Genomic DNA, 23,360 nt, shown 5'->3' with positions numbered 1-23,360 from the left:
GAAACGGCAAATAGCTTTGTAACCAAAAGTAGCTAATTTGCCTTTTTTACCCTTAAAAAAATATACCGCTAGCTGACGACTGAGCAACTAGCGGTATTAACGTGTCGGCAAAGTTAAATTAGGTTTTCGATACCATAATCACAGCCATAGTTCTCAACAACAAAGTCGATATCTTTGTCACCACGTCCTGAAAGATTTAACAAAATCGATCCACTCTCACCTTGCTGTGCTAACTTAATTGCGTAAGCGACGGCATGTGCAGATTCAATCGCAGGAATAATACCCTCTAGACGCGAAAGCTCGAAGAAAGCATCAATAGCCTCTTGGTCGTTTATATGACCATAACGAACACGGCCGCTGTCTTTAAGGTAAGCATGTTGCGGCCCAACCGATGGGTAATCTAGACCACTGGCCACCGAATACACTTCTTGTGGTTCACCATTGGGGTCGGTGAGCATGTATGACTTAAAACCGTGCATTACACCAGGTTGACCTAAAGTTAGCGTCGCGGCATGCTCACCAATGGTATGCAAATCACGGCCAGACGGTTCAACACCATAAATATTGACCTTCTCATCCTCTAAGAAAGCACTAAACAAGCCCATCGCATTCGAGCCACCCCCGACACAAGCGACCAAATTATCTGGCAACGTCTCTGTCATTTCTTGAAATTGAATACGAGCTTCATTGCCAATAATCGACTGAAAATCGCGTACCATCGCAGGAAATGGGTGAGGCCCCACAACAGACCCGATAGCATAGAGTTGAGTATGAGGGTCTTTCATGTAAGCTTCAAAGGCGGCATCTACCGCCTCTTTTAATGTTTTACGACCGTGCGTTGCAGGGATAACATTGGCACCCAAAATTCGCATGCGCACTACATTTGGGTGCTCTTTTACTATATCCACTTCACCCATATAAATATCACACTCTAGCCCCACCAATGCCGCTGCGGTTGCAAGCGCCACACCATGTTGGCCTGCACCAGTTTCTGCGATGAGTTTCTTTTTACCCAACTTCTTCGCAATAAGTGCTTCACCTAAGCAATGGTTGATTTTGTGAGCGCCAGTATGATTTAAATCTTCTCGCTTTAGATAGATTTGAGCACCATACTTGTTAGACAAATTTTGAGCATGAAATATGGGGCTAGGCCGACCAACAAAGTGCTTATATAAACGGGCAAGTTCTGTTTTAAATGCGGGATCTTGACGACATTCATCGTAAGCGGCCCCGATTTCATCCATGATTTTTTTAAGTTCTGGCGGAATAAAACTGCCGCCATACTCACCGAAATAACCATCTTCATTCGGCATCTTGTGCTCAAACGTATTTTCCATGATCCTACACCTCACGTGAATTTAGGGTTATTTGGTTATAACGCAATCAAATTCACATGCACATAAGTTCTTGACAGAGTTGTGACTGATGGTGTTTTCAAAATGAGTATCAAAGACTGTTTTGGGATCTTGTTACTAATGGTGTTGAATATATCAATGACAAAGTAAGTCCTGATAGCCGCTGCGTAGTAAGATTTCGTCATAAAAAACGCAATGTTGATAATAATCTGTCCCTCCTTTAGAAAGCACTATTTTTGTTACCTCCTCACAAACGACTACACTTCCTCCCGATTAATTTCCCCACAAACTGTCTGTATTTGTCGAGTTATTGCTCAGTTATACTCCTGCCACACTAAAAAGGCTCAAGCAGCCATCGCTCAACTGCTCTGGATTTACGTTCCAGTTCGCAAAAGGAAAACTCACCATGACTCAATACGTCGTTTGTGCTCTGTACAAATTTGTAAAACTTGAAGACTATCAAGATATTCGCTTACCGCTAACCGACCTACTAGAAGACTTAGCAATCAAAGGTACTTTGCTTTTGGCCAGTGAAGGCATTAACGGCACCGTTGCTGGCTCTCGTGATGCTATCGACAAGTTGCTAGCTTGGTTCAAACAAGATGCCCGTCTAGCCGATGTGATATATAAAGAATCATTCAATGAACAACAGCCCTTTAACCGCACCAAAGTGAAACTTAAAAAAGAAATTGTCACTATGGGTGTAGAAGGCATAGACCCACGTCATGTCGTTGGTACTTACGTAAAACCCGACCAATGGAATGCCCTGATTTCCGACCCCGAGGTACTGTTGGTAGACACCCGTAATGATTACGAAGTAGACATCGGTACCTTCAAAAACGCCGTTAACCCACATACAGACACTTTCCGTGAATTTCCAAAGTACGTTGAAAAGAACCTAGACCCGGCTAAACATAAAAAGGTCGCCATGTTCTGCACCGGCGGCATTCGCTGTGAAAAATCAACTGCGTACCTTAAAGAGCAAGGCTTTGACGAGGTTTACCACCTTGAAGGCGGCATTCTAAAATACTTAGAAGAAGTGCCAGAAGAGCAAAGTATGTGGGAAGGTGACTGCTACGTTTTCGATGGCCGAGTTGCAGTTAACCATCAGCTAGAAAAAAGCGGCTATGACGTTTGTAATGCATGCCGTTTACCTATTACTGAAGATGAAAAACAATCAGATCAGTATGAAAAAGGCGTAAGCTGCCCGAAATGTATTGACCAACATTCTGATGATCAAAAAGCCCGTTTCCGTGAGCGTGAAAAGCAAGTGTCCCTTGCAAATCAACGCGGTGAAACCCATGTTGGCGGTGATGCTGGTAAGCTCATTGAACAGCGAAAAAAAGAGAAACAAGCGAAGAAACAACAACAGCGCGCATCAAAATAGCATACTGTAACAAATTGAATTTGCTGTGGAAAACTCATCTTGGTATGAAACTGATATCAAGATGGGTTACAATTCGCGCTTCAGATATTTAAGATTTGAAACGCCAGTTGCAAGGAGCACACGTGAATAGACGGGACGTTATAAACGCATACAATTTATATGAAAGACAGAGCCTAGCAATCCCCGGTTGTGAAAAGCTCACCACTCCCGAACTAACGCGCTTTGTCTCCCAGCAAGACTATGGCAGTTTCATTTCCTATCATCAATTCAATGAGCAAAGCACAGCCGCCATCATTGAGCGTGAGATTGAATTTTTCACACAAGAAAAACGCAGTTTCGAGTGGAAAACCTACTTATCAGACACCCCGACTAATCTCACTGAACAGTTAATCGCACGCGGCTTTTGTGCCGAAGAAGCCGAATCTTTCATGGTCTTTGATCTCGCTAATGTTACCCAGCGACTCGAAACAAGAAACCTGGCGGTAGAGGTCACAGATGAAGCTGGCATTCGTGATGCTATTGATGTTCAAGAGAAAGTCTGGGGCGGTGATCTTAGTGGTCACTACCATCAACTTGTCGCGTCTAAAAAAGCGGATCCCGAAGCACTTAGAATCTACGTGATCTATCAAAATGGCGAACCCGTTTCCTCTGCATGGATCGTTTTCAATTCAGACAGCCCATTTGCCGGTATTTGGGGTGGCAGCACGGCTGAAGCATACCGAGGCAACGGCTATTACACAGAACTTCTACATATTCGAATAAACCTTGCCAAACAATATGGCCGAGAATATTTGATGATTGACGCTTCTGATATGAGCCGCCCGATTGTCGAAAAGCACGGCTTCTTGTTTATCGACCAAACGACACCCTACATTTATAACGTCCCTACAACGGCAGATATAAAATGAAACCAGAATATCAGGCTTACATCGAGCAATATTTATCTCAACTTTCAGAACAAGAGCGTAATGCCGTTCCTCAGGTGACTGCCGAGCACTTTTGCGCTGATGAGTTCAATGCCAATGAGTGCGCACGTCTTATCAGCCAACGCATTAAAACCGCGACCTGCAGCCTAAAACAAGGTTACGACATAGACAACGAACCCCTACCAGAAGTAGGAAGATTAACCTTGGTGCTCAACTGGCAGCAAGAACCTGTTTGCATTATCAAAGTAACTGAGGTCTCTGTTTGCCCATTTGATCAGGTCAGCGAGGCATTCGCGTACGCAGAAGGGGAAGGAGACCGAAGCTATCAGTGGTGGCACAAAGCCCACCTCGATTTCTTTACCCAATACGCAGCAGAAATCGGCGCCGATTTTCAGCCGGATTCAGAATTAGTCCTTGAGCGATTCGAAAAAGTTTTTCCACTTAATTAAATTGGTATAACCCTATGATCCCAGTAAATACTTCCGTTGTCTCAGGTGTCGCTATCTCAGAAATTGATGGCGAACCTAAAATGCTATTAATGAAACGCGTCAAAGGCAAATTTTGGTGCCACGTTGCGGGCTCTATCGAGGCTGGAGAAAAAGGTTGGCAAGCCATCATCCGTGAGTTTGATGAGGAAACTAAAATCCCACCACATGCTCTTTATAACGCGCAATTTATGGAGCAGTTTTACGAAGCCAGCGTCGAAGTCATCGAGTTGATCCCAGTTTTTGTTGTAATGTGCCCAGCCAATCAAGAAGTGATATTGAATGAGGAGCACACCGAATTCCGATGGTGTACATTGGAAGAAGCGAAACAACTCGCGCCATTTCCTAATCAGCACGCTGTATACGATCACGTTTGGGCATGGTTCGTAAACAGACAGCCAAATGAACGTTTTAAGATGAAACTATAACAATTTGGTCTGAGTCTAAGTCTAAGTGGATTGTTTTGGTTTAATGGCTTAAGCACATCTTGCCATTAAACCAAAATCTCGAATCAAGCCAGTGTCATCTCTATGGCTGCACGATTAAAACCAATATCTTTAGCAGCATTCATCATGGCATGCTCTGTTTTAAATAATCTTGGCTTTAAGTCTCGACTATTTTCTAGAAAGCTATTTACGCCCCACTTTTTACTTTTAACCATTAAGTAATACCCGTCACCTTTGGGAGATGGAACGGCAATAACATCATCAAGGTTCCCTTGTTTATAATGAGTTTTAAATTCTCTAAGCAACACGACAAAATATCCTTATTATGTAAACGTCAGATATAAAAAAGGAGCGAATACGCTCCCTTTAATTTTATATGATATCTCTAATTATAAAAACGCTTTATAAGGCAATTCCGGTTCATTTGTGAATACATCAGTAAAGCCACGGAAGTGCTGGTAGTGCATACGCCCTTTGTCTGTTGGGTACGTATATTTACCACCAACCTGCCAGAAGAACGGAGCAAATCCATATTGCAGACGATCTTTCTTCATGTTCCATAACACTTCAATTTCACGAGGATCATTTTGGAAGTTTGCCCAGATATCATGATGGAATGGCATGACTACGTTACAGTCTAGTGATTCACCAGCACGTAAAATATCAGAAGCCGTCATTTTATCGGTTACGCCTCTTGGGTTCTCACCAAATGAAAGTAATGCCACATCAATATCGTAGTCGTTACCATGCTTCGCGTAGTAATTTGAGTAATGAGAATCACCAGAGTGGTAAACAGACCCGCCCGTCGTTTCGATTAGGTAGTTGACTGCACGGTCATCCATGCCATCCAAAATGCCTTTATCATAAGAAGACGTGCCTTCAGGTAAAGTAACGAGAGCGGTACGATCAAAGGAGTCCAGTACGCGAATCTTCATGTCTCCCACTTCGAGGACATCGCCTACTTTGGCAACCACACAGCGATCTTCAGGTACACCCCAGCCCAGCCACAAATTGACACACGCTTGTGGGCCGATAAATTTCACATGGTCACCGCAGTTTTGCAGTACCGCAGCAGCAACATTCACATCAATATGATCAGCGTGATCGTGAGAGGCTAACACTGCGTCAATTTCTTTAATGCCAAACGGATCAAGAGGGAAAATAGCAGTACGTAAATTTGGCTGTAGGTTTTCAACACCACCCATGCGCATCATCTGATGCTGATTTTTCATGAACGCATTTTTCTGGGTTTTTTTACCTGTGCCACACCAGAAATCAATCGATATATTGGTATTGCCTTCTGACTTAAGCCAAATTCCAGTACAGCCTAACCACCACATAGAAAATGTATCTTTTTCAACTTGAGTGTTCTCAATTTCTTCATTAAGCCACGTCCCCCACTCAGGAAATGTATTTAAGATCCAAGATTCACGTGTGATTTCATTTACATTACTCATATTATTACCTCTTACTTAATAAGTTATTGGATTATTTAGGATGTAGGGATCCTAACGTCTTATTTTCACAAGTCGCTTTATATTAATTTGGGTTATTTAGGATGTGATGATCCTAGCGCACTATTCTATTAAGGCGCTTAATTGCTCTATTTGACTAAGAATAGTGATTAACTAAATATATCTGTTGCTAAGAGTATTTATTAGCTATCACTATTCCTTTATTTAATTAAACCAGTAAAACTTCGACACCTTGAGCTCTCATGGATTCTATAACCTTAGGGTCGGCATCTTTACCTGTGATCACCATGTCAATTTTCTCGGTTGGGCAAAATAGCATACCGGTAGACTGGCCTACCTTCGAGCTATCCACGACCACCACCAACTTGCCTATTTGCTCTAGCATCTGTTGCTCTGCAATGGCTGTTAGCATATCACTCTTATACAAGCCGTTTTCCGTCAATCCTTTACCACTGGTAAACATCCAATGACCGGCATAGCCTCCCAACGAATTAGGCGTTGGATTCAAAAATATGTTCTGTGTTTTATTGTACTGACCACCGATGATGATGACATTGTCATGCTCTTCATTGATCAGGTAACTCGCCAACGGAAAGTAGTTCGTGACGATGTGAATGTCCTGCCCGCATAACTCTTGGCCTAAAAGAAACGCCGTAGACCCGCAGTTAATCACGACACTTTCTCCATCACCACAAAGTGATGCTGCTTTTACCGCGATTCTGGATTTCTCGTGGTAGTGATCCGTGCTGTCTATGTTTAAGGGAGTCCATGCACGCTTTTTACTTTCAATTCTTTGTGCACCGTTACGGACTTTCTTTAACTTACCTAGCTCATCTAACTTTGAAATGTCTCTTCGAGCTGTTGCTGGTGAAATCTGAAATTTATCGATGATGTTCGATACATTGATCGTTCTACGCTCATCTAATAGAGACAAAATTTCATGGTGCCTTTGCACTTCGTTCATAAATTATCACCTTATCTTTTCATCAAGTGATTACTTGGTGATTAATATTGATTTGTTATGATTGTATTGATGATTAAAAAATATGTCAATTTTCCACAGGATAAAAATGAGGCATTACGCATATTTTTTTATAACATATTGATTTAATTGCTATTGTTATTTTTATCAGTGATCAACCTATCAGTTTTGCCCCTACCAGCTGCTCAAAATTGATTTCGATCAATGTAATCACAAATGAGCATTGAATGATTATAAATGATTGGTATGGTTTGTTTTGTGAGCAAATCTTGAGTCGATATCAGAACAAAAATAACTGAATCACTCTGTCCTACACATAACTAAAAACACATAGATAAGGGGTAAGATATGGAGTTTCTTTACGATGCTTTCTATATTTTTTACAGCCAAGTAATGACAAAAGCGCCGTTACTGCTCGGTTTAGTAACGCTGATTGGTTACTGGCTGCTGCGACGCGATATCACCACCATCATCAAGGGAACCATCAAAACCATCGTCGGTTTTATGTTGGTTCAAGTCGGTGCTGGCACACTGGTAGCAGGTTTCAAACCGGTAATAACAAAACTTTCTGAATATCACGGCCTAACAGGTTCGGTGATTGACCCTTACACCACAATGATGTCGACCATGGAAACAATGGGCGACAACTACTCTTGGGTTGGTTACACCGTACTGTTAGCCCTTGGTCTTAATATCCTTTTGGTGCTTTTTCGCCGAATTACCGGTATTCGAACCATCATGCTTACGGGACATATCATGTTCCAACAAGCTGGTTTAATCGCTGTTTTCTATTTCATTCTTGGTACCAGCATGTGGGAAACCATCCTTTACTCTGCCGTATTAATGGCATTGTATTGGGGTATATCAGCCAACATCATGTTCAAACCAACACAGGAAGTTACAGGCGGAGCGGGTTTTTCTATTGGTCACCAACAACAAGTCGCTTCGTGGATTGCTACTAAAGTTGCCCCAAAATTAGGTGACAAAAAAGACAGTGTTGATCATCTAGAACTGCCTAAATGGCTGCATATCTTCCACGATAGTATTGCGGCAACTGCCATCGTCATGACCGTATTCTTCGGCATCATCTTGCTTTCATTTGGTCTTGATAACCTGCAAGAAATGGCAGGGAAAACGCATTGGTCTATCTACATTTTAGAAACAGGCCTTAAGTTCGCCGTAGCTATTCAAGTCATCGTTGCGGGTGTGCGTATGTTCGTTGCTGAGCTGTCAGAAGCCTTTAAAGGTATTTCTGAGCGTGTCATTCCAAACGCAGTATTAGCGATTGACTGTGCGGCTATCTACGCATTTTCTCCAAACGCGATGGTATTTGGTTTCATGTGGGGCGCAATTGGCCAATTCACTGCGGTTCTCGCTATGTTGGCATTTGATGCACCGATCATGATCATCCCTGGCTTCATTCCTATGTTCTTCTCGAACGCCACCATTGGTGTGTTTGCTAACCACTTTGGCGGCTGGCGTGCGGTAATGAAAATCTGTTTCGTGATGGGTATCATCGAAGTGGTCGGTTCTGCTTGGGCTATCCACTTGATCACCCAGCAAGGTGCCGAGTTCAATGGCTGGATGGGTATGGCTGACTGGGCATTAGTATTCCCACCAATCATGCAGGGCTTGTCCATGTCTAACCTGTTCTTCTTTGTATTGCTTGCTTTAGCTGGTGTGTACATGTACTTCGCTTCAAAACAGCTTCGTGCAGAAGAAGATGCAGAAGGCCTAGTACAAATCAGCGAAGAGCCAGAAATCGTCGAAGCGGTTGAACGTGCCATCTCACAAAGCGACGGTGTTCGTCCTGTTAGCATCCTTGCGGTATGTGGCAATGGTCAAGGTTCATCAATGATGATGAAAATGAAAATTGGTAAATACCTAGAGAAAAAAGGCATCCCTCATGTCATGGATTCATGTGCGGTCTCGGACTACAAATCGAAACTTGCCTCTACCGATATCATCGTTTCATCTAAGCATTTATCGGCCGAAATGACCCCAGGAGAAGGCAAATTTGTACTCGGTGTACAGAACATGCTGAACCCAAATAGCTTTGGTGACGAGTTGCTCGACATCATCGACAAGAACTTCGTTCCAACTAAGTAGACCTAAAACGATTCAGTAAACCTGAACACCCTACATATAACTAGAAATACCGTGCCAGTTAGCGCTGGCACAACCATCGAACGACCAACTGGAGATAGAACAATGGGTTTTAAACAATCACTTATCGACAACAATTCCATCTGTTTACAAGCGCAAGCAGGTTCATGGCAAACAGCGATAAAAGTGGGAACGGATATGCTCATTGCCTCGGGTGCAATTGAAGCTAGCTATCACGAAGCGATCATCAATAGCATTACAAAGCTGGGCCCTTATATCGTCATCGCCCCTAACTTCGCCATGCCACATGCACGCCCTGAAGATGGGGTAAACCGCACCGCTTTTGCTTTAGTCACACTCGCGACACCTATTTATTTTGAAGGTGAAGACGAGCCCGTTGATGTGATGGTCACTCTAGCAGGCAGCTCTTCAGATGAACACATGGAAGGCTTAATGGAAGTCACCACCGTATTAGATGACGAAGACAGCGAAACCGGGGTTGATTTAGACAAGTTACGCCGCTGCCGCAGTAAAGAAGACATTTTTAATGTCATTGACGAAGCGCTCGCCGCTGCCATCGCGTAGCCAATTCGGCCCAAATTAATCAGGAGGACCTATGTATCAAGCTCTTAAACAACGTGTACTAGACGCTAATCTCAAATTGCCAAAATATGGTCTTGTCACTTTCACATGGGGAAACGTATCCGAGATAGATAGAGAGTTAGGCGTCATCGCGATTAAACCTTCGGGCGTAGAATATGATGTGATGACGGTTGACCATATCGTTGTGGTTGATCTTGCCGGTAATCAACTGGAAGGCACACTTAACCCTTCAAGCGATACCGCCACACACCTCGAACTGTACAAAGCCTTTCCTAACATTGGTGGCGTTGTTCACACGCACTCACGTAGTGCGACCATCTGGGCTCAAGCAGGCATAGATATTCCCGCACTCGGCACCACACATGCCGACTATTTCTACGGGGATATTCCGTGTACTCGTAAACTCTCACAGGCTGAAATTCGTGAAGAATATGAGAAAAACACAGGCTTAGTCATCATCGAAGAATTCGCACAACGCAAGGTTGATCCAAAAGCCGTACCGAGTGTGATTGTGTCTGGTCATGCACCATTTTCTTGGGGCAAAGATGCAATAGACGCGGTGCACAATGCCGTGGTATTGGAAGAAATATCCGCCATGGCGCTGGCAACACGCTCACTCAATAGTGGCATAAAAATCCAACCTGAACTGTCCGACAAGCACTACCTGCGTAAGCACGGTGAAAATGCCTATTACGGCCAAAGGTGATCTTATGTACAAAGTGTTGGCTCTTGATCTCGATGGCACCGTTCTCACTGATGAACATACGATTAACCCTGAAGTAAAACGCGCAATTCAAGAAGCAAGGCAGCACTGCCATGTTGTGATTGTCACCGGCCGTCATCATACCGCAGCGAAACCTTACTACGAGGAATTGGGGCTAACTACGCCCATTATCTGCTGCAACGGCACGTACATATACGATTACCAGAATGATTGCGTTGTACAACATAACGCAATTAGCAAGCAAGACGCTTTGTCTTTTATCTCTCTTGCTCATGAGTACCAGATGAAAATGGTCATGTACGTTACCGACTCAATGACCTATTCATCACATAACCCAATAACGTACATGCAAGCACTTGAAAGTTGGGCCGATCAATTTGAAGGGAATTCAAAGCCAAAAATCGAGCGAATCGACTCCTTTAGTGATTTAGTCAACGAGACTCAATACGTGTGGAAGTTTGTTGTAGAAGGACAACCAAGTTCAGTCGAACGATTGCTTGAGCACGATTACGTTAAACGTAAGTTCAATGGAGAACGATCTTGGTCTAACCGAATTGATTTTGCCGCTTTAGGCAACAACAAAGGCGCACTGCTTGCAGAGTATGTCACCAATCTTGGCTATCACGCCAATCACGTGCTTGCTGTGGGCGATAACCATAATGACATTTCCATGCTCGAGTATGCCGGCTTAGGTGTTGCCATGGAAAACGCAGATGACACGGTAAAAAGTGCCGCCAGATTAGTGTGTGAAACAAATAACAATGAAGACGGCTTAGCTCGTCTGATTCGAAATAAAATTAAAGGATAACATCATGACTGTAACATCAACCGCCACCAATAAACCTATGATTCAAATCGCACTTGATCAAACGGATCTTGCGTCGGCAATTCAAGTGGCCAACAACGTAGAAAGCTTTGTCGATGTGATTGAAATTGGCACGATTCTGGCGTTTGCCGAAGGCATGAATGCCGTTCAAACACTGCGTAAAAACCACCCAGACCACATCCTCGTGTGTGATATGAAAACAACCGACGGTGGTGCCATTCTAGCAAAAATGGCCTTTGAAGCAGGTTCCGATTGGATCACCGTCTCCGCTGCGGCCCACATTGCCACGATTGCTGCATGCAAAAAGGTAGCCGACCAATTTAACGGCGAAATTCAAATTGAAATCTACGGCAATTGGACCATGGATGACGCAGAAGCATGGGTTGACCTAGGCATTACTCAAGCAATCTATCACCGCTCCCGCGATGCGGAACTGGCCGGGGTTGGTTGGACAGAAGAAGATTTAATCAAAATGCGTAAGTTGTCCGAACTCGGTTTAGAGCTTTCTATTACTGGTGGTATCGTGCCTGAAGATCTGTATCTATTTGAAGGCATCAAAGCCAAGACCTTTATTGCTGGCCGCGCACTTGCCGGAGAACAAGGCAAACAAACAGCCGAAGCACTTCGCGCCCAAATTGACCGCTACTGGGTATAGGTGATCTTATGTATCAACACTTACAACGACACCGAGTCGGGCTTTACGAGAAAGCCCTACCCAATGAACTAAGTTGGGATCAAAAACTAGAAAAAACCAAACAACTCGGATTCGATTTTCTAGAAATTTCGGTGGATGAATCTGATGAAAGACGCAGCCGCCTAGATTGGGACGACGCCACAATTTATGAACTTCGGGATTTGTGTATCAAACATGGTATCCCTTTGCAGTCCATGTGTTTAAGTGCGCACAGAAAGTACCCATTCGGTTCTGCAGATGCTGCAATACGAGAACAAGCCGTCATCCACATGGAAAAAGCGATCACTCTGGCTTTCAAGTTAGGAATCCGTAACATCCAACTTGCGGGCTACGACGTGTATTACGAGCCTGCAAACAAGGAGACTCACCAACGATTCATCGATGGAATGCGCCATTGTGCCAAATTAGCTGAGCGGGCCGGTATCATGCTTGCCGTCGAAATAATGGATACTGATTACCTCAACTCGTTAAGTAAATTTGAGATCTTAAAAAGAGAAATACCATCGCCTTACTTCACTGCATATCCGGATATTGGCAATATTTCGGGGTGGAATTATGACGTATGCACTGAACTTGCACTGAGCATGCCGCATATTACTCAGATCCATCTTAAAGACACTTATAAAGTAAAAGATGGATATGGCGGCCAGTTCCGAGATCTCGTCATTGGTGAAGGCGAAGTCGACTTCGATGCCATCTTTGTCACGCTCAAAGAAACCAACTGTGTTGTGCCCCTAGTGATTGAAATGTGGGCTCAAGATGAACAGTGGGAACACAACATTAAACTGGCGCAGAAAAGGTTGAATCAATCCTGCTTACAAGCCGAACTGCCAGTACTTTTTTAAACAAATCCATGCTCCTGACGCCTAATAATAAAACTTAAGGCGTCACAATCCCAACGTGGATAGCGCAGCCAAATCTTCTCTCCCCCGGGGATGTTTGCTGCGCTTTTTTTATGCCAGCCCGCACAGCAACCCATGCTTATTTTGTTGACAACCTAAGCGCGTTGCAGCAGAGTTGTGCACCTCATTGTTTATCCATTTAAGTCGACTTATGAAGCTGCTTCACCTACAACTCTTTTGGTTTGAAAAGCATCACGTGCTACTCGAGTTAGAAGATCTACCTGAGCTCACTAATAGCCAGCAAGCAGAACTGCAACAATGGATAAAAAGCAGAAGAAAGCTACTCAGCTTTGAAGTGCACCAGCAAGTATGGGTCAAAGTAAATTCAGATGGTTTTTCTTCTGAATTGATCATTAAACCCAATGGCACGTTGGTGGAAAAAGACCTGTTCAGTGACAAGAAGCTTAACGGACTATGGCAAGTGGTTGATGGTTTACTCTTTCTGAAAATTGTCAGTGGCGAGTTCATCGTTGAATATCAAGTCGTGGGCCATAATCAAGATAACATTCACAGTGGCGTTGAGTACATCAATGGTAAAGTAAGTGCTCATAGTCGCTTCGTGCAAAGCAGACCAACGTCTTTATAAACACATTCCGGAGGCAGGATCATGCGGTACGTTTCTTTTTTATTTTTCGTATTATTGGTTGGCTGCCAAACAACTTCAGCACCCAATAACACGCCTATCGGTTATCTCGGCTTTGCCAATCAGCACTCTTGGGCTGTTAAATTTAACGACTGTACCGTTTACGACCAACAAGGCGCTCTTCCGTATCTATGGCTAAACCGAACGCTCACAACCATTAGTTGCTATCAAGTTCAATCAAGCGATTTATCCTCATTCGATACCCCTCAGATCGCGCTTTATGATGAACCACATTTTGATGCCCAAGTAACAAATGTCGACACACTTGAAGAGCTTTTCATCTCGGAGTCTGGCTGGGGAACTTTCCCTTTCGTTTATCAGGCCCTTCCAAGTAACTGGATACAATTAAAGGAAGGGTGGATTCATCTTTCTTCTAATGACCTCAATGTCGTACAGCTCCATCAAGGAAGCCAAAATGACACAGCCAAAGCCAAACACGATGAATATTATTTAAACCATTGACATCCATATCAACCGCTCCATCAACCAGTCAACACTAAAATACGCGCCAGCCAAACGACGATTATCTTTCGCCTTGTATCTCAAAATGATCGCTGGCTAGTCGTGCTTTACCATCCGCCTCCACAACCCACAATTCGCGGTGGACTACCCCAAACGCTTTGTTCATCGTCCAATTAGAAGACAAGATATAACCATTGTCACCATGAGCTTCCCATTTCACCTCTGTGTAAGCCACATCAGCAAAACCTTTGTCCATGATATCTTGCCAAAATGCTTGAATGGCCTCTTTTCCTTCAAACTCACCAAACGGGGCGGCGGTCATCACGCAGCTTTCACTATATTGATCGGCACACCCTTTCGCATTTTGACTATTGAACGCCTGCTGCCATGCTGCAAGACCTTGTTTACATACTTCTAATACGTTGTTTGACATAATTATTATTCCTATTGTGAGCCTAGTTATTTTTCTAAAAGGGCCGCTGAGAAACGGGGATGTTTCGTTAAGCGCCGTAAAGTAAAGCTAGATTAACGCTACCAATAGAGTAGAAAAACAGTTAGATTAGAAATAACTGTTTAGAAAAATGGAACAATAAATGAATCGCCTACGTCAGATGTCGGTATTTGCGCATATTGTCGAATCAGGATCGATGTCAGCAGCGGCCGATGCTCTAGACCTTTCAAAGTCAGTCATCAGCCAACATTTGAAAGCTCTGGAAACGGAACTCGGGATTACTCTGCTAAAACGCACGACTCGGAGACAGGTGCTGACGGTTGAAGGCGAACGTTTCTACCAAAGCTGCAACAAAATCAACCTCCTTGCAGACTCTGCTTGGAGCGATGCGTTGGAGTCGATAGAAGTGCCTAAAGGCCGAATTCGGATCACCGCACCCAACGCGTTAATGGAAACCCTTATCACCCCTGTCATCGGAGAGCTGATGCAACAGTACCCACAACTGATGCCGGAACTCATAGGCAGTGACGAAAGGTTAGATTTTCTGGAACATGATATTGATTTGGCTATTCGTGTTGGGCAATCTGAAGACAGTGCCATCATTCAAAAACGTTTAGGTGAGTTTAAAGACGTGCTCTGCGGCATCTTAACCGATGAGCAAAAAAAGAACCCACTAGAGGTCAGTTACATCGCTAACTCTTGGCAGGGCAGGCGCATTCGACATGAGTTTGACCGCCAAAACACCGCGCCATTAATCTATGAAGCAGAAGCTCGCTGTATCACTAATTCATTTCACAGTACCTTGGCATTGATTACGTCGGGAGCGGGAGTAGGAATAGTCCCAGACTTTTATTTACCCTTAATAAATACCAAATTAGAACCTGTATTTCCAAAATACTCTCTTAAGACCACCAGCATTTATGCCTTAAATCCTTTTGGGAAGAAAACACCGTTGTCGGTTAGAGTCTGTACTCAGGCGATCCAAGAAAAACTCTCTACTTTAGTGACATGAACAGGAACTGGCGTGGCAATAGCAGCTGCGTTATTCTATCTGGCTTGCTGATCAATACGATGAGCAAGCCACCGTTTATGGCTTGAAACGGAGCAATCATTTTCATTGCAGGGAGCAATAAGTTCTATGTCTACCTATCTCGCTGGTTTTTCTTTAAGTCTCTCTTTGATCCTTGCTATTGGATCGCAAAATGCGTTCGTCTTAAAGCAAGGCCTGAAAAATCAACATATCTTCGCTGTATGCGCCGTGTGTGCGCTATCCGATGCCATCTTAATATCCGTAGGCATCGCTGGTTTTGGTGCAATGGTGCAACAGTTTCCATGGATTGAAGTGTCTGCTCGGTATGGTGGTGCTGCGTTTCTCACCATTTATGCTCTCATCAGTTTTCGTTCTGCTTTGACTACCGATCATGCTTTAAAAGCAGACCAACACACTCAAACATCGCTGGCTAAAACCATTGGTATTTGCTTAGCCTTTACTTGGCTTAACCCACACGTGTACCTTGATACCATGGTATTACTGGGATCTATTTCGACTCAGTATCATCCCTTTGAGTCTCAATTTGCCATTGGCGCAATTGCTTCTTCTTTCGTATTTTTCTTTTCTCTCGGTTACGGTGCAAGGCTACTCACCCCTTTATTTCAAAAACCAAAGACATGGAAAATACTCGAATTTGTTGTCGGGGCTGTGATGTTGTCCATCGCCACTTCATTAGTATTTAATGCCTAAAAACGAGGTCATCATGTTGGTATATTTAAGAGACATGCGACAAGAGGAATACCCTGCTTATTGTCAGTATTTCATCGACGATTACAGCCAAGAAATTGCCACCAATTATGGTCATTCGATGGAAATGGCGATTGAGCTAGCGCAAGCCGATTTACAGCGCTGTTTTCCTAATGGCTTAGAAACCGCAGAGCACGATTTACTTTGTATCGAAATTAATTCAAACGGCTTAACAGTACCAGTAGGCTATTTATGGCATAGCATCAACCAACAAGATCATTCGACCTTTATTTACGACTTCTTTATATCCGAAGAACATCGCGGAAAAGGCATCGGAAAGTCAGCCATCGAGGCTCTAGAACGCCAGCTTCTTCCTTTGGAAATCAAGCAAATAAAACTGCGAGTGGCTTATCATAACTCACGGGCTCTCAAACTATACCAAGAAGTAGGCTTTGCCATAACGGGCTATAATATGGCAAAAACCATAACATCGAATTAAGGATGATAAGATGATAAAGCAAGTTGGCGAGACCAAAATTAACCAAAAGCACAAAGCAAGTTGCCACTGTGGCGCGGTAGAATTGGAACTCTCCCTACCGAATGGCATTGAAAACCCACGCCGCTGTGATTGTTCAATATGTCGAAGAAAAGGGGCGATGGTTGGTTCGGTTGATTTAAGCGGAATTCGCATTGTGAAAGGTGCTGATGTTCTTAAGCTGTATCAATTCAATACTAATACAGCAAAGCACTACTTTTGCTCAAACTGTGGCATTTACACTCACCACCAGCGCCGTTCTAACCCGCATGAGTACGGATTCAATATTGGCTGCCTTGAAGGTGTTAATCCGTTCGATTTGAGTGACGTTGTCACTAACGATGGCGTAAATCATCCCGCAGATCGATAAGGCCTATATTGCCTTAATAACCCAATAGTCCTAACGAAAAAATAGCGTCCCACCGTTCCAAGACGTGACAGTGATAAACAAAGCTTCATATCTAGTCAAACCGAAGGCGGCCTCAGGGTCGCCTTTTGACTTTAAACGTATGACTTTAAGCGGACACGCACCAAATAGTATGTCGAGGAGAAGGGACCGAGTCCCAATAAACGCAAACACGTTTCTGCCCCTTTCTGAGTTGCGAGCATTTATCTATTCGGTTCTCTAAAGCGTAATTTGACCTATTCTTCCTTATACTTAGATCTCTAACTAAATTTGCCAATCCACTACAAACGGCTGTGTAAGATTAGACCTGAAAATATCACGAAATTATCGGCGTCATTATTTTGCCATTGTAATGTTCAATGGCAAATAATGAGGTGGGGTGTACCCCTAACTGAAGTGTGTTAACCCACTATACGTCTCACCAAGTAAAAGTGCTTTTTACCGCGTTGAAGTAACCAGTATTGGTCGAATAACGGGAAGTTCAAGTTTGAGTTTTCTGTATCAACTTTCTCGCCATTCACACTGATGGCGTTGCTGCCAATCAGTTCACGGGCAATGCGTTTTGATTTGGCTAAGCCTGACTCAACCAGAAGCTCTAACAAGTCTCGCTCAGCACTTTGCATATTAGGCAAGCCATCGAGTTCCAACTGTTTCAACTCGTTCAAGCTCAATTGCTGGACGTTACCACTAAATAGCGCTTGAGTGATTCGCTCTGCACTTGCTAAGCCTTCTTCACCGTGGACAAAGCGCGTCATTTGCTCTGCTAGGATACGCTGTGCTTGCGGTTTGCCTTTGCTCTCTTTGTCTTGTACTTCAATCGCAGTAATCTCATCGCAGCTCAAGAAGGTGTAGTAGCGCAGGAAGTGGTAAACATCGGCATCTTCAGCAGATAACCAGAATTGATAGAAAGCGTAAGGTGAGGTCTTACTTGGATCTAACCACACTGCACTACCTTCGGTTTTACCAAATTTAGTGCCGTCTGATTTGGTGATCAAAGGTAGGGTTAGACCGAAGACCTGCTCACCATTTTGACGGCGAGTAAGGTCAATACCGCTAACAATGTTGCCCCATTGGTCGTTGCCACCGATTTGTAGGCGGCAGTCGTACTGACGGTTTAGTTCTGCGAAGTCGTAAGATTGCAGCAGTGCGTAACTGAACTCGGTAAATGAGATGCCTTGATCTGGACGTTGTAAACGTTGTTTAACGGACTCTCGGCTGATCATGGTATTCACGGAGAAATGCTTACCTACGTCGCGGAAGAAGTCGATCACGTTAATCTGCTTCACCCAATCCGCATTGTTTACCATGATCATTGGCTTGCTGACTTGGTTATTCATCAACTGTTGAATTTGGTTCGACAGATCTTGTACCCAGCCCGTTACGGTTTCTTGTGAGTTTAAGCTTCTCTCTGTGGCTTTAAAGCTCGGGTCACCAATCATACCGGTCGCACCACCAATCAGAGCGATGGCTTGATGTCCTGCATCTTGAAAGCGTTTGAGCATAATCAGTGGCACTAGGTGGCCGATATGCAAGCTACCTGCAGTTGGATCGAAGCCGCAGTACAAGGTTTGTGGTTCAGATAGCAGTTGTTGAACTTGGTCTAAATCGCTCGCTTGGGCAATCAAACCGCGTGCTTGTAAATCTTCAATCAGTGTCATCGTCTTATCTTTGTCTGGTTTGGTTGTATTCAGATTAAAAGGCGATGCGGAATCTAGATATATCCCTAAAGGGACAGTTTGCTATCTTGATTGAGTGATCAGGTGGTTAAGAAACAATTGAAAGAACTCGCTTAACGATGCGACATTTAACTGCGCGTAGATGCGTTTGCGGTGGTTCTTAACTGTGCCTTCGGCGACATCTAGCTGCGTTGCAACCTCTTTGCTGTCATAACCTTGCGCGATCAATGCCGCGATTTCCTGTTCTCGTTTGGTGAGCACTGTTTCACCAAAAGATGCCAGTGCGGATTCAATCGCTACACGTATTTGCCCCGAGTAGGCGTTAGGGCTGAACACTGGCTCGGCGAGTATAAACTCGGTTTGTTTCCAGTGTTGTTGGCACAAAGACTGGATAATGGCGAAGTAAGATTTGAGCTTGGTTACTTGAGGCTTGGTGAAGCGCTTATCGTCCTGCATAAATCCAAAGTAGAGCATTACCCAGCGTGTCGGCTCAATTTCGATCAGCATACTGAGTTCATCCTTCCAGCCCGTTTGATGGTAAAACTGCTCACAGTAGGCTTGGTAATCGAGATCGTTGCGCGCGACGTCTTTGCCCACCACATCTTTGAGTGTAAAGATACCTTGTTCTTTGTTCGCGTTCAGCTTCTGATAAAACGGATCGTTTTGAAAAGAGGTGGTGAGATAACGTTGGAACAGTAGCTCGCGTTCATTTTCAATCGAATCATACAGATAGATAGGATGTTTACCTTGGCGGTAGCCGAGGATCACCGCGCAATCAAAACTCAATAATGAAGCAATAACGCTCATGAGTTTAGGCGTAAAGCTTGGTGAGTTAAGAGCAGAAATTGTTTCTGAAAGTTGAGTGTTGAATGGGTCGTTAGGCATGGTGATTCGGGAGTTGGGTAAAGGTGAGATAAGCATAACGCAACAGGCTGTTACCCCAAAGTTATCTGTATTGGATAAATGAATTTGGCCCCTTACATGTCATACTAAGTGCATGGCTGCAATACTTGAAGTAAGCCGAAAAGTTAGATTGTGTTGTGGTTCGTAACGCGTTTCTGTCCAGAGGTGTGTTGATGGCGCTAAGCAACAACGGCCATCACTACACCTTGTTCTGAACAACGTTATATTTGATTAACTATAGGTTGATTTTCTTCGCAACTTGAGTCGCCACGGCGAGGATTTCAGACTCTTGCTGGGAAGAAATAGATGACATGTTGTAAAACAAAATACAGTCTTGGCGCACCATTCTTGGGGGCTTCTTTTAGTTCTACTTCTCGAATATCGCAGCTTGAGGCGTGGTGGCTCATCTTATCGGGTGAGCACACTGTCCATCCACCTAATTTTAGTTTATCTATGAGTAAGTGTTGCGAGCTGACAATCTCAAATTCGCTGCTGAGCTTAGTGTGTCTTAACTCATTGACGAGATCATTTTCTGTTATAAGCTGGCGAAAAGTGGCTAACTCAGCGATAGATACCGGTATGTTAGGAATTGTTGAATTGGTAGCAGTAAAGATGCTCAAATGAAAAGAGCCAAGGTTGATATTGCCAATGCCTGCGCTAGGGTGGAGGTTACCCATGCCCGGCATGATAGCAAACAGTGCATCGCCGTCTTTTACTTGCTGTAAACAGTGGTTTCTATCCCTTTGCAACCAGTTAATGATCATGCTTGGTTGAAGCGATTTAATCTCTGACTCGATACTCAACAGCAGTTGTGAGGGAATTGAACTGTCGTGGTAAACGGTAATGTTGCTCAATTCACCTTTGTAGGCAGACAACGCAATATTCTCGAACTCCAGAGACTGCCTTGCCAATAACCTGTTACGAATAATTACGAACTAGACAGTTTTTCGCTATAGAGCGCGGGTTTAATATCAACTAAATGAGTATTGTCCAAACAGTCAAGTCCCTTAACGGTAAGTACACCTTCATCAATTGCTTCTATTGGTAATACTGCCGCTCCAATTGGATTATGGCGATGGGGAGAACGAAGTGCAAATGTCCCTTTGCTATCCCCACCACTGACAGCGTGCTCCAAAACGTCACGCTGTGCATTTGCTAACCAGTACAGTACGAGAATATTATCTCCTACTGTTAAACCAGTTAAGCCTTGTTTGAATTCGTCAAAAACCACAATTTTACAAATGGGTCCTTGAGGTTGAATATTGTTCGGACACACCTCTACTGAAGTATAAGGTGTCGTAATTTTCCCAATAAACTTAAGTGCTGCTGTCATAGGGTTCTCCTTAATCACTGGTTATTTTTCATGGTGACGAATGTGTAAATGAAAATGGTGACTAAAATAATTGAGCCTCCCATAATACTTGCTACCGCCGGTATCTCAGCGAAGAATAGAAAACCCCATACTGGTGCCAGTACCGTTTCCAACATCAACGTCATCGACACCTCTGCGGCCGTGATATAACGGGTCGCAACCATCGACATCACTCGTCCTAGTGGCGCGGTCAACAGCCCCATTGCAGCCATAATCAGCCAAGTATTTGCGCTGTAGCTGCCAGGTTCTGCGAAGAACGACATCACGACAGCTAAAAGAAAACCACCTAACGCAACGCTCGCCAGTCTACTTACATCGTGATATTTGCGCAGCAAGGTGAACATTAACGACAGGCAAATCACCGAGAACACCGCTAAAGCATCACCAAACCAGTTGCCCGAGCTAAACGACCCAGACACAACAATACCAATACCGATCATGACTGTGATAATCGCAATAACTGTCGTGCGACTGGTTTTCTCACGCAAAAATAACCAACTAAAGATCGCTGATACAGCAGGAGCAGCACTCAGAATAACGAAGGTATTAGCAATCGATGTATTTTTGATACTAAATACTAACCCCGTTGCACTGCCTACCATCAATAATCCAGCGAATAGTAGCGGCCAACCACTCTGAATTACGACCTTTCTAATGCCGCGCTTATCGTTAATCTTAAGAAAGACAGACATGGATATCGCGCTAAAAAAACCGAAAAGAAAAGCGGTATCGAAGCCACTTACACCAGCAAAGCGGATAAATATTGGATCGATACTCATCAATAGCGCGCCTAGAAGCGCTATTAAAAAACCAGTTGTGCGGCTGTTCTTTACAGCCAAAGTCGGAAGTGAAGAAGTAGTCATAATTAACCTCCATCAAAAATCATACTCGATAGTATGATTTTTAGATGCTATTGTGTCAATAAAAATCACACCCATGAGTATGATATTTATTTCCAAAGGACAGTGATGAGCAAAATTGAAGAAAATAGAGAGAAAAAAAAACAAGCTATCTTGGCTGCTGCAAAGTCTGTTTTTTTATCTGAGGGATACACTTCTACCGGTATGGATGCTGTCGCCGCGCAAGCGAAGCTGACAAAGCAAACGCTATATCGCTACTTCCCTTCCAAGAGCGAACTTTTCCAAGCGACTTTGAAGCAGATTGGTGAAAGTTATACCGACCGATATTCACAACATCTCGCGCTAGAAAGTACTCGAGATGCACTAATTGCATTTGCAACTGAGTTTATGAGGTTTCATTTATCGCAAGAACATATTGCAACACAGCGCCTATTGATTATAGAAGCGAATCAAGATCCTGAAATTCTAACGATTTTTATGGGTATTGCTCCTGACGATACCAATGCTGCTTTAAACGTGTTCTTTGCCGAACGATTTAATTTACAGCAACCAAATACCAAAATTGAACTCTGGCTCGGCATGTTGCTTGCGCCACGCTCTAGAGCACTATTGGGGACCCCTGTACTGAACGACCAACAAATTGAGAAGCATGCCATGGAGGCTACCGATTTGTTACTTTTTGGTATCCAATAGAGGCTTCTTTAGTAACATTATTGATACGGATTTATCCCTACACTTCCTCCCCTATACAAAAAGAGGATTAGTATCTCTACCAATCCTCTTTAGGTGGATTACCCTTCTGCCTTAAAGGCAGTAAGGGCTCACTGTTACTCGTAATCTGAAGCGTAAGTCTCTTCATAGGTATGAGAGTAAAGCTCAAACAAGTTGCCAAACGGGTCTTCTAGGTAAACCATTTTAGCTTGCTTGTTTTCATCTTCTGGGTGATAACGCATGATATCCATGCGAACCTTACCGCCAAATTTTTCAGTGCGTTCAATTGCCGCTGCAAAGTCGTCCGTTTGAAGACAAAAATGGAAAATACCTAAGCGAGAGAAATCCACTTCGTGACGTTCTTGGCGCTCTTTCATTTCAAACAATTCAACACCGATACCATCAGTCGTTACCAAGTGAGCAATATTGAAACCTTTAAAGCCTTCACCGAATACCGCAATGCACATACGGCCAATCGCTGATTCACGTTCTTCGATAACTTTGGTGTTATTCATCACGATTTTTAAGCCGAGAGCCTTAGTATAAAACTCGACAGCTTTGTCCATATCGCCAACCATGATGCCTACGTGATTCATTTTCATTTTGCTCTCCAAACTCAGTTAATTTGTCGTATCTTGTTTCGATGAGGAGAGTATATGCAAAATCAATAATTACTAGAAATTATCATAATT

Annotated in this window: 28 protein-coding genes; 17 read left to right on the top strand and 11 right to left on the bottom strand. The window is 43.6% G+C overall.

Features of this window, described 5'->3' with window-relative positions; translation table 11 throughout:
* Positions 1-113: 113 nt before the first annotated feature.
* Entirely contained in the window at positions 114-1,313 is a 1,200-nt protein-coding gene (gene trpB / locus QWZ04_RS11425; RefSeq protein ID WP_435433614.1) for a tryptophan synthase subunit beta, read from the bottom strand.
* A 448-nt stretch (positions 1,314-1,761) separates the two neighbouring features.
* Between trpB and trhO the strand changes: the two genes are divergently transcribed.
* The 4 genes from trhO to QWZ04_RS11405 all read left to right on the top strand — a co-directional run bounded on the left by trhO (position 1,762) and on the right by QWZ04_RS11405 (position 4,581).
* Entirely contained in the window at positions 1,762-2,742 is a 981-nt protein-coding gene (gene trhO, locus QWZ04_RS11420) for an oxygen-dependent tRNA uridine(34) hydroxylase TrhO (RefSeq protein ID WP_290328061.1), read from the top strand.
* 122 nt (positions 2,743-2,864) lie between these two features.
* Positions 2,865-3,650 carry a GNAT family N-acetyltransferase gene (locus tag QWZ04_RS11415; protein WP_290328060.1) on the top strand — a complete coding sequence of 262 codons (786 nt, stop codon included), beginning with the start codon at positions 2,865-2,867 and terminating at the stop codon, positions 3,648-3,650.
* The gene (locus QWZ04_RS11410) at positions 3,647-4,117 is read left to right on the top strand and encodes an ASCH domain-containing protein (RefSeq protein WP_290328058.1); all 471 of its coding nucleotides are present in this window, start codon (positions 3,647-3,649) and stop codon (positions 4,115-4,117) included. Before QWZ04_RS11415 ends, QWZ04_RS11410 begins: the two co-directional genes overlap by 4 nt.
* A gap of 14 nt (positions 4,118-4,131) precedes the next feature.
* On the top strand, positions 4,132-4,581 hold the full coding sequence (locus QWZ04_RS11405) for an NUDIX hydrolase (RefSeq protein WP_290328056.1): 450 nt from the start codon (positions 4,132-4,134) through the stop codon (positions 4,579-4,581).
* An 83-nt stretch (positions 4,582-4,664) separates the two neighbouring features.
* Here QWZ04_RS11405 and QWZ04_RS11400 read toward each other — a convergent pair whose 3' ends face one another.
* From QWZ04_RS11400 to ulaR, 3 genes are all read right to left on the bottom strand, one after another.
* On the bottom strand, positions 4,665-4,907 hold the full coding sequence (locus QWZ04_RS11400; RefSeq protein WP_290328054.1) for a hypothetical protein: 243 nt from the start codon (positions 4,905-4,907) through the stop codon (positions 4,665-4,667).
* An 81-nt stretch (positions 4,908-4,988) separates the two neighbouring features.
* Entirely contained in the window at positions 4,989-6,056 is a 1,068-nt protein-coding gene (gene ulaG, locus QWZ04_RS11395; protein WP_102524360.1) for an L-ascorbate 6-phosphate lactonase, read from the bottom strand.
* Between the two features lie 226 nt (positions 6,057-6,282).
* Entirely contained in the window at positions 6,283-7,038 is a 756-nt protein-coding gene (gene ulaR, locus QWZ04_RS11390; RefSeq protein ID WP_102524361.1) for an HTH-type transcriptional regulator UlaR, read from the bottom strand.
* 366 nt (positions 7,039-7,404) lie between these two features.
* Between ulaR and QWZ04_RS11385 the strand changes: the two genes are divergently transcribed.
* From QWZ04_RS11385 to QWZ04_RS11350, 8 genes are all read left to right on the top strand, one after another.
* Positions 7,405-9,165, top strand: a complete 1,761-nt coding sequence (locus tag QWZ04_RS11385) for a PTS ascorbate-specific subunit IIBC (protein WP_290328052.1) — start codon at positions 7,405-7,407, stop codon at positions 9,163-9,165.
* Between the two features lie 102 nt (positions 9,166-9,267).
* Positions 9,268-9,747, top strand: coding sequence for a PTS sugar transporter subunit IIA (locus QWZ04_RS11380; RefSeq protein WP_290328050.1), 480 nt, complete (start codon positions 9,268-9,270; stop codon positions 9,745-9,747).
* Between the two features lie 31 nt (positions 9,748-9,778).
* A complete protein-coding gene (locus tag QWZ04_RS11375) occupies positions 9,779-10,471 on the top strand; it encodes an L-ribulose-5-phosphate 4-epimerase (protein ID WP_102524364.1) in 693 nt (230 codons plus the stop codon).
* A gap of 4 nt (positions 10,472-10,475) precedes the next feature.
* On the top strand, positions 10,476-11,297 hold the full coding sequence (locus tag QWZ04_RS11370; protein WP_290328046.1) for a Cof-type HAD-IIB family hydrolase: 822 nt from the start codon (positions 10,476-10,478) through the stop codon (positions 11,295-11,297).
* A gap of 4 nt (positions 11,298-11,301) precedes the next feature.
* Positions 11,302-11,970, top strand: coding sequence for a 3-keto-L-gulonate-6-phosphate decarboxylase UlaD (locus tag QWZ04_RS11365; RefSeq protein WP_290328044.1), 669 nt, complete (start codon positions 11,302-11,304; stop codon positions 11,968-11,970).
* A gap of 8 nt (positions 11,971-11,978) precedes the next feature.
* On the top strand, positions 11,979-12,854 hold the full coding sequence (locus QWZ04_RS11360) for an L-ribulose-5-phosphate 3-epimerase (RefSeq protein WP_290328043.1): 876 nt from the start codon (positions 11,979-11,981) through the stop codon (positions 12,852-12,854).
* A gap of 208 nt (positions 12,855-13,062) precedes the next feature.
* The gene (locus QWZ04_RS11355) at positions 13,063-13,497 is read left to right on the top strand and encodes a hypothetical protein (RefSeq protein WP_102524368.1); all 435 of its coding nucleotides are present in this window, start codon (positions 13,063-13,065) and stop codon (positions 13,495-13,497) included.
* Between the two features lie 21 nt (positions 13,498-13,518).
* Positions 13,519-14,016: a hypothetical protein gene (locus tag QWZ04_RS11350; protein ID WP_290328039.1), complete on the top strand. Its 498-nt coding sequence runs from the start codon at positions 13,519-13,521 to the stop codon at positions 14,014-14,016.
* A gap of 61 nt (positions 14,017-14,077) precedes the next feature.
* Here QWZ04_RS11350 and QWZ04_RS11345 read toward each other — a convergent pair whose 3' ends face one another.
* Entirely contained in the window at positions 14,078-14,452 is a 375-nt protein-coding gene (locus QWZ04_RS11345) for a YybH family protein (protein ID WP_290328775.1), read from the bottom strand.
* A 157-nt stretch (positions 14,453-14,609) separates the two neighbouring features.
* Here QWZ04_RS11345 and QWZ04_RS11340 point away from each other — a divergent pair, with 157 nt between their 5' ends.
* From QWZ04_RS11340 to QWZ04_RS11325, 4 genes are all read left to right on the top strand, one after another.
* The gene (locus QWZ04_RS11340) at positions 14,610-15,479 is read left to right on the top strand and encodes a LysR family transcriptional regulator (protein ID WP_290328037.1); all 870 of its coding nucleotides are present in this window, start codon (positions 14,610-14,612) and stop codon (positions 15,477-15,479) included.
* 126 nt (positions 15,480-15,605) lie between these two features.
* Complete coding sequence (locus tag QWZ04_RS11335; RefSeq protein WP_290328035.1) at positions 15,606-16,208, top strand: LysE/ArgO family amino acid transporter; 603 nt, start codon at positions 15,606-15,608, stop codon at positions 16,206-16,208.
* A gap of 16 nt (positions 16,209-16,224) precedes the next feature.
* Complete coding sequence (locus QWZ04_RS11330; RefSeq protein ID WP_290328774.1) at positions 16,225-16,704, top strand: GNAT family N-acetyltransferase; 480 nt, start codon at positions 16,225-16,227, stop codon at positions 16,702-16,704.
* A gap of 13 nt (positions 16,705-16,717) precedes the next feature.
* Positions 16,718-17,110: a GFA family protein gene (locus QWZ04_RS11325; RefSeq protein ID WP_290328773.1), complete on the top strand. Its 393-nt coding sequence runs from the start codon at positions 16,718-16,720 to the stop codon at positions 17,108-17,110.
* A gap of 437 nt (positions 17,111-17,547) precedes the next feature.
* On the opposite strand, the gene tyrS is transcribed toward QWZ04_RS11325, so the two are convergent.
* From tyrS to QWZ04_RS11300, 5 genes are all read right to left on the bottom strand, one after another.
* Positions 17,548-18,804 carry a tyrosine--tRNA ligase gene (gene tyrS / locus QWZ04_RS11320; protein WP_290328033.1) on the bottom strand — a complete coding sequence of 419 codons (1,257 nt, stop codon included), beginning with the start codon at positions 18,802-18,804 and terminating at the stop codon, positions 17,548-17,550.
* A gap of 81 nt (positions 18,805-18,885) precedes the next feature.
* Positions 18,886-19,707: a LuxR C-terminal-related transcriptional regulator gene (locus QWZ04_RS11315; RefSeq protein ID WP_290328031.1), complete on the bottom strand. Its 822-nt coding sequence runs from the start codon at positions 19,705-19,707 to the stop codon at positions 18,886-18,888.
* Between the two features lie 299 nt (positions 19,708-20,006).
* Complete coding sequence (locus QWZ04_RS11310) at positions 20,007-20,600, bottom strand: hypothetical protein (protein ID WP_290328028.1); 594 nt, start codon at positions 20,598-20,600, stop codon at positions 20,007-20,009.
* Positions 20,601-20,653: 53 nt separating this feature from the next.
* Positions 20,654-21,058 (bottom strand): SAM-dependent methyltransferase, encoded by a 405-nt coding sequence (locus tag QWZ04_RS11305; RefSeq protein ID WP_290328025.1) that lies wholly within the window; start codon positions 21,056-21,058, stop codon positions 20,654-20,656.
* A 14-nt stretch (positions 21,059-21,072) separates the two neighbouring features.
* A complete protein-coding gene (locus tag QWZ04_RS11300; protein WP_290328023.1) occupies positions 21,073-21,960 on the bottom strand; it encodes a DMT family transporter in 888 nt (295 codons plus the stop codon).
* Positions 21,961-22,065: 105 nt separating this feature from the next.
* On the opposite strand from QWZ04_RS11300, the gene QWZ04_RS11295 reads away from it, so the two are divergent.
* Positions 22,066-22,650 (top strand): TetR/AcrR family transcriptional regulator, encoded by a 585-nt coding sequence (locus QWZ04_RS11295; RefSeq protein WP_290328021.1) that lies wholly within the window; start codon positions 22,066-22,068, stop codon positions 22,648-22,650.
* 134 nt (positions 22,651-22,784) lie between these two features.
* Here QWZ04_RS11295 and QWZ04_RS11290 read toward each other — a convergent pair whose 3' ends face one another.
* A complete protein-coding gene (locus QWZ04_RS11290; protein ID WP_290328018.1) occupies positions 22,785-23,270 on the bottom strand; it encodes a VOC family protein in 486 nt (161 codons plus the stop codon).
* Positions 23,271-23,360 lie beyond the last annotated feature (90 nt).

The sequence above is a fragment of the Vibrio tapetis subsp. quintayensis genome, assembly GCF_030409945.1.
In the GTDB taxonomy this organism is placed as follows: domain Bacteria; phylum Pseudomonadota; class Gammaproteobacteria; order Enterobacterales; family Vibrionaceae; genus Vibrio; species Vibrio quintayensis.
The sequence above is the reverse complement of the archived record's forward strand: the minus strand, read 5'-3'. Positions and strand labels throughout refer to the sequence as shown.

What these genes read in the sequence shown, in the direction of transcription:
- QWZ04_RS11360 (WP_290328043.1), top strand. Translation starts at nt 11,979, where the DNA reads ATGTATCAACACTTACAACGACACCGAGTCGGGCTTTACGAGAAAGCC.
- QWZ04_RS11300 (WP_290328023.1), bottom strand. Translation starts at nt 21,960, where the DNA reads ATGACTACTTCTTCACTTCCGACTTTGGCTGTAAAGAACAGCCGCACA.
- QWZ04_RS11290 (WP_290328018.1), bottom strand. Translation starts at nt 23,270, where the DNA reads ATGAAAATGAATCACGTAGGCATCATGGTTGGCGATATGGACAAAGCT.
- QWZ04_RS11370 (WP_290328046.1), top strand. Translation starts at nt 10,476, where the DNA reads ATGTACAAAGTGTTGGCTCTTGATCTCGATGGCACCGTTCTCACTGAT.
- QWZ04_RS11305 (WP_290328025.1), bottom strand. Translation starts at nt 21,058, where the DNA reads ATGACAGCAGCACTTAAGTTTATTGGGAAAATTACGACACCTTATACT.
- trhO (WP_290328061.1), top strand. Translation starts at nt 1,762, where the DNA reads ATGACTCAATACGTCGTTTGTGCTCTGTACAAATTTGTAAAACTTGAA.
- trpB (WP_435433614.1), bottom strand. Translation starts at nt 1,313, where the DNA reads ATGCCGAATGAAGATGGTTATTTCGGTGAGTATGGCGGCAGTTTTATT.
- QWZ04_RS11375 (WP_102524364.1), top strand. Translation starts at nt 9,779, where the DNA reads ATGTATCAAGCTCTTAAACAACGTGTACTAGACGCTAATCTCAAATTG.
- tyrS (WP_290328033.1), bottom strand. Translation starts at nt 18,804, where the DNA reads ATGACACTGATTGAAGATTTACAAGCACGCGGTTTGATTGCCCAAGCG.
- QWZ04_RS11295 (WP_290328021.1), top strand. Translation starts at nt 22,066, where the DNA reads ATGAGCAAAATTGAAGAAAATAGAGAGAAAAAAAAACAAGCTATCTTG.
- QWZ04_RS11350 (WP_290328039.1), top strand. Translation starts at nt 13,519, where the DNA reads ATGCGGTACGTTTCTTTTTTATTTTTCGTATTATTGGTTGGCTGCCAA.
- ulaG (WP_102524360.1), bottom strand. Translation starts at nt 6,056, where the DNA reads ATGAGTAATGTAAATGAAATCACACGTGAATCTTGGATCTTAAATACA.
- QWZ04_RS11315 (WP_290328031.1), bottom strand. Translation starts at nt 19,707, where the DNA reads ATGCCTAACGACCCATTCAACACTCAACTTTCAGAAACAATTTCTGCT.
- ulaR (WP_102524361.1), bottom strand. Translation starts at nt 7,038, where the DNA reads ATGAACGAAGTGCAAAGGCACCATGAAATTTTGTCTCTATTAGATGAG.
- QWZ04_RS11355 (WP_102524368.1), top strand. Translation starts at nt 13,063, where the DNA reads ATGAAGCTGCTTCACCTACAACTCTTTTGGTTTGAAAAGCATCACGTG.
- QWZ04_RS11365 (WP_290328044.1), top strand. Translation starts at nt 11,302, where the DNA reads ATGACTGTAACATCAACCGCCACCAATAAACCTATGATTCAAATCGCA.
- QWZ04_RS11405 (WP_290328056.1), top strand. Translation starts at nt 4,132, where the DNA reads ATGATCCCAGTAAATACTTCCGTTGTCTCAGGTGTCGCTATCTCAGAA.
- QWZ04_RS11380 (WP_290328050.1), top strand. Translation starts at nt 9,268, where the DNA reads ATGGGTTTTAAACAATCACTTATCGACAACAATTCCATCTGTTTACAA.
- QWZ04_RS11410 (WP_290328058.1), top strand. Translation starts at nt 3,647, where the DNA reads ATGAAACCAGAATATCAGGCTTACATCGAGCAATATTTATCTCAACTT.
- QWZ04_RS11335 (WP_290328035.1), top strand. Translation starts at nt 15,606, where the DNA reads ATGTCTACCTATCTCGCTGGTTTTTCTTTAAGTCTCTCTTTGATCCTT.
- QWZ04_RS11385 (WP_290328052.1), top strand. Translation starts at nt 7,405, where the DNA reads ATGGAGTTTCTTTACGATGCTTTCTATATTTTTTACAGCCAAGTAATG.
- QWZ04_RS11340 (WP_290328037.1), top strand. Translation starts at nt 14,610, where the DNA reads ATGAATCGCCTACGTCAGATGTCGGTATTTGCGCATATTGTCGAATCA.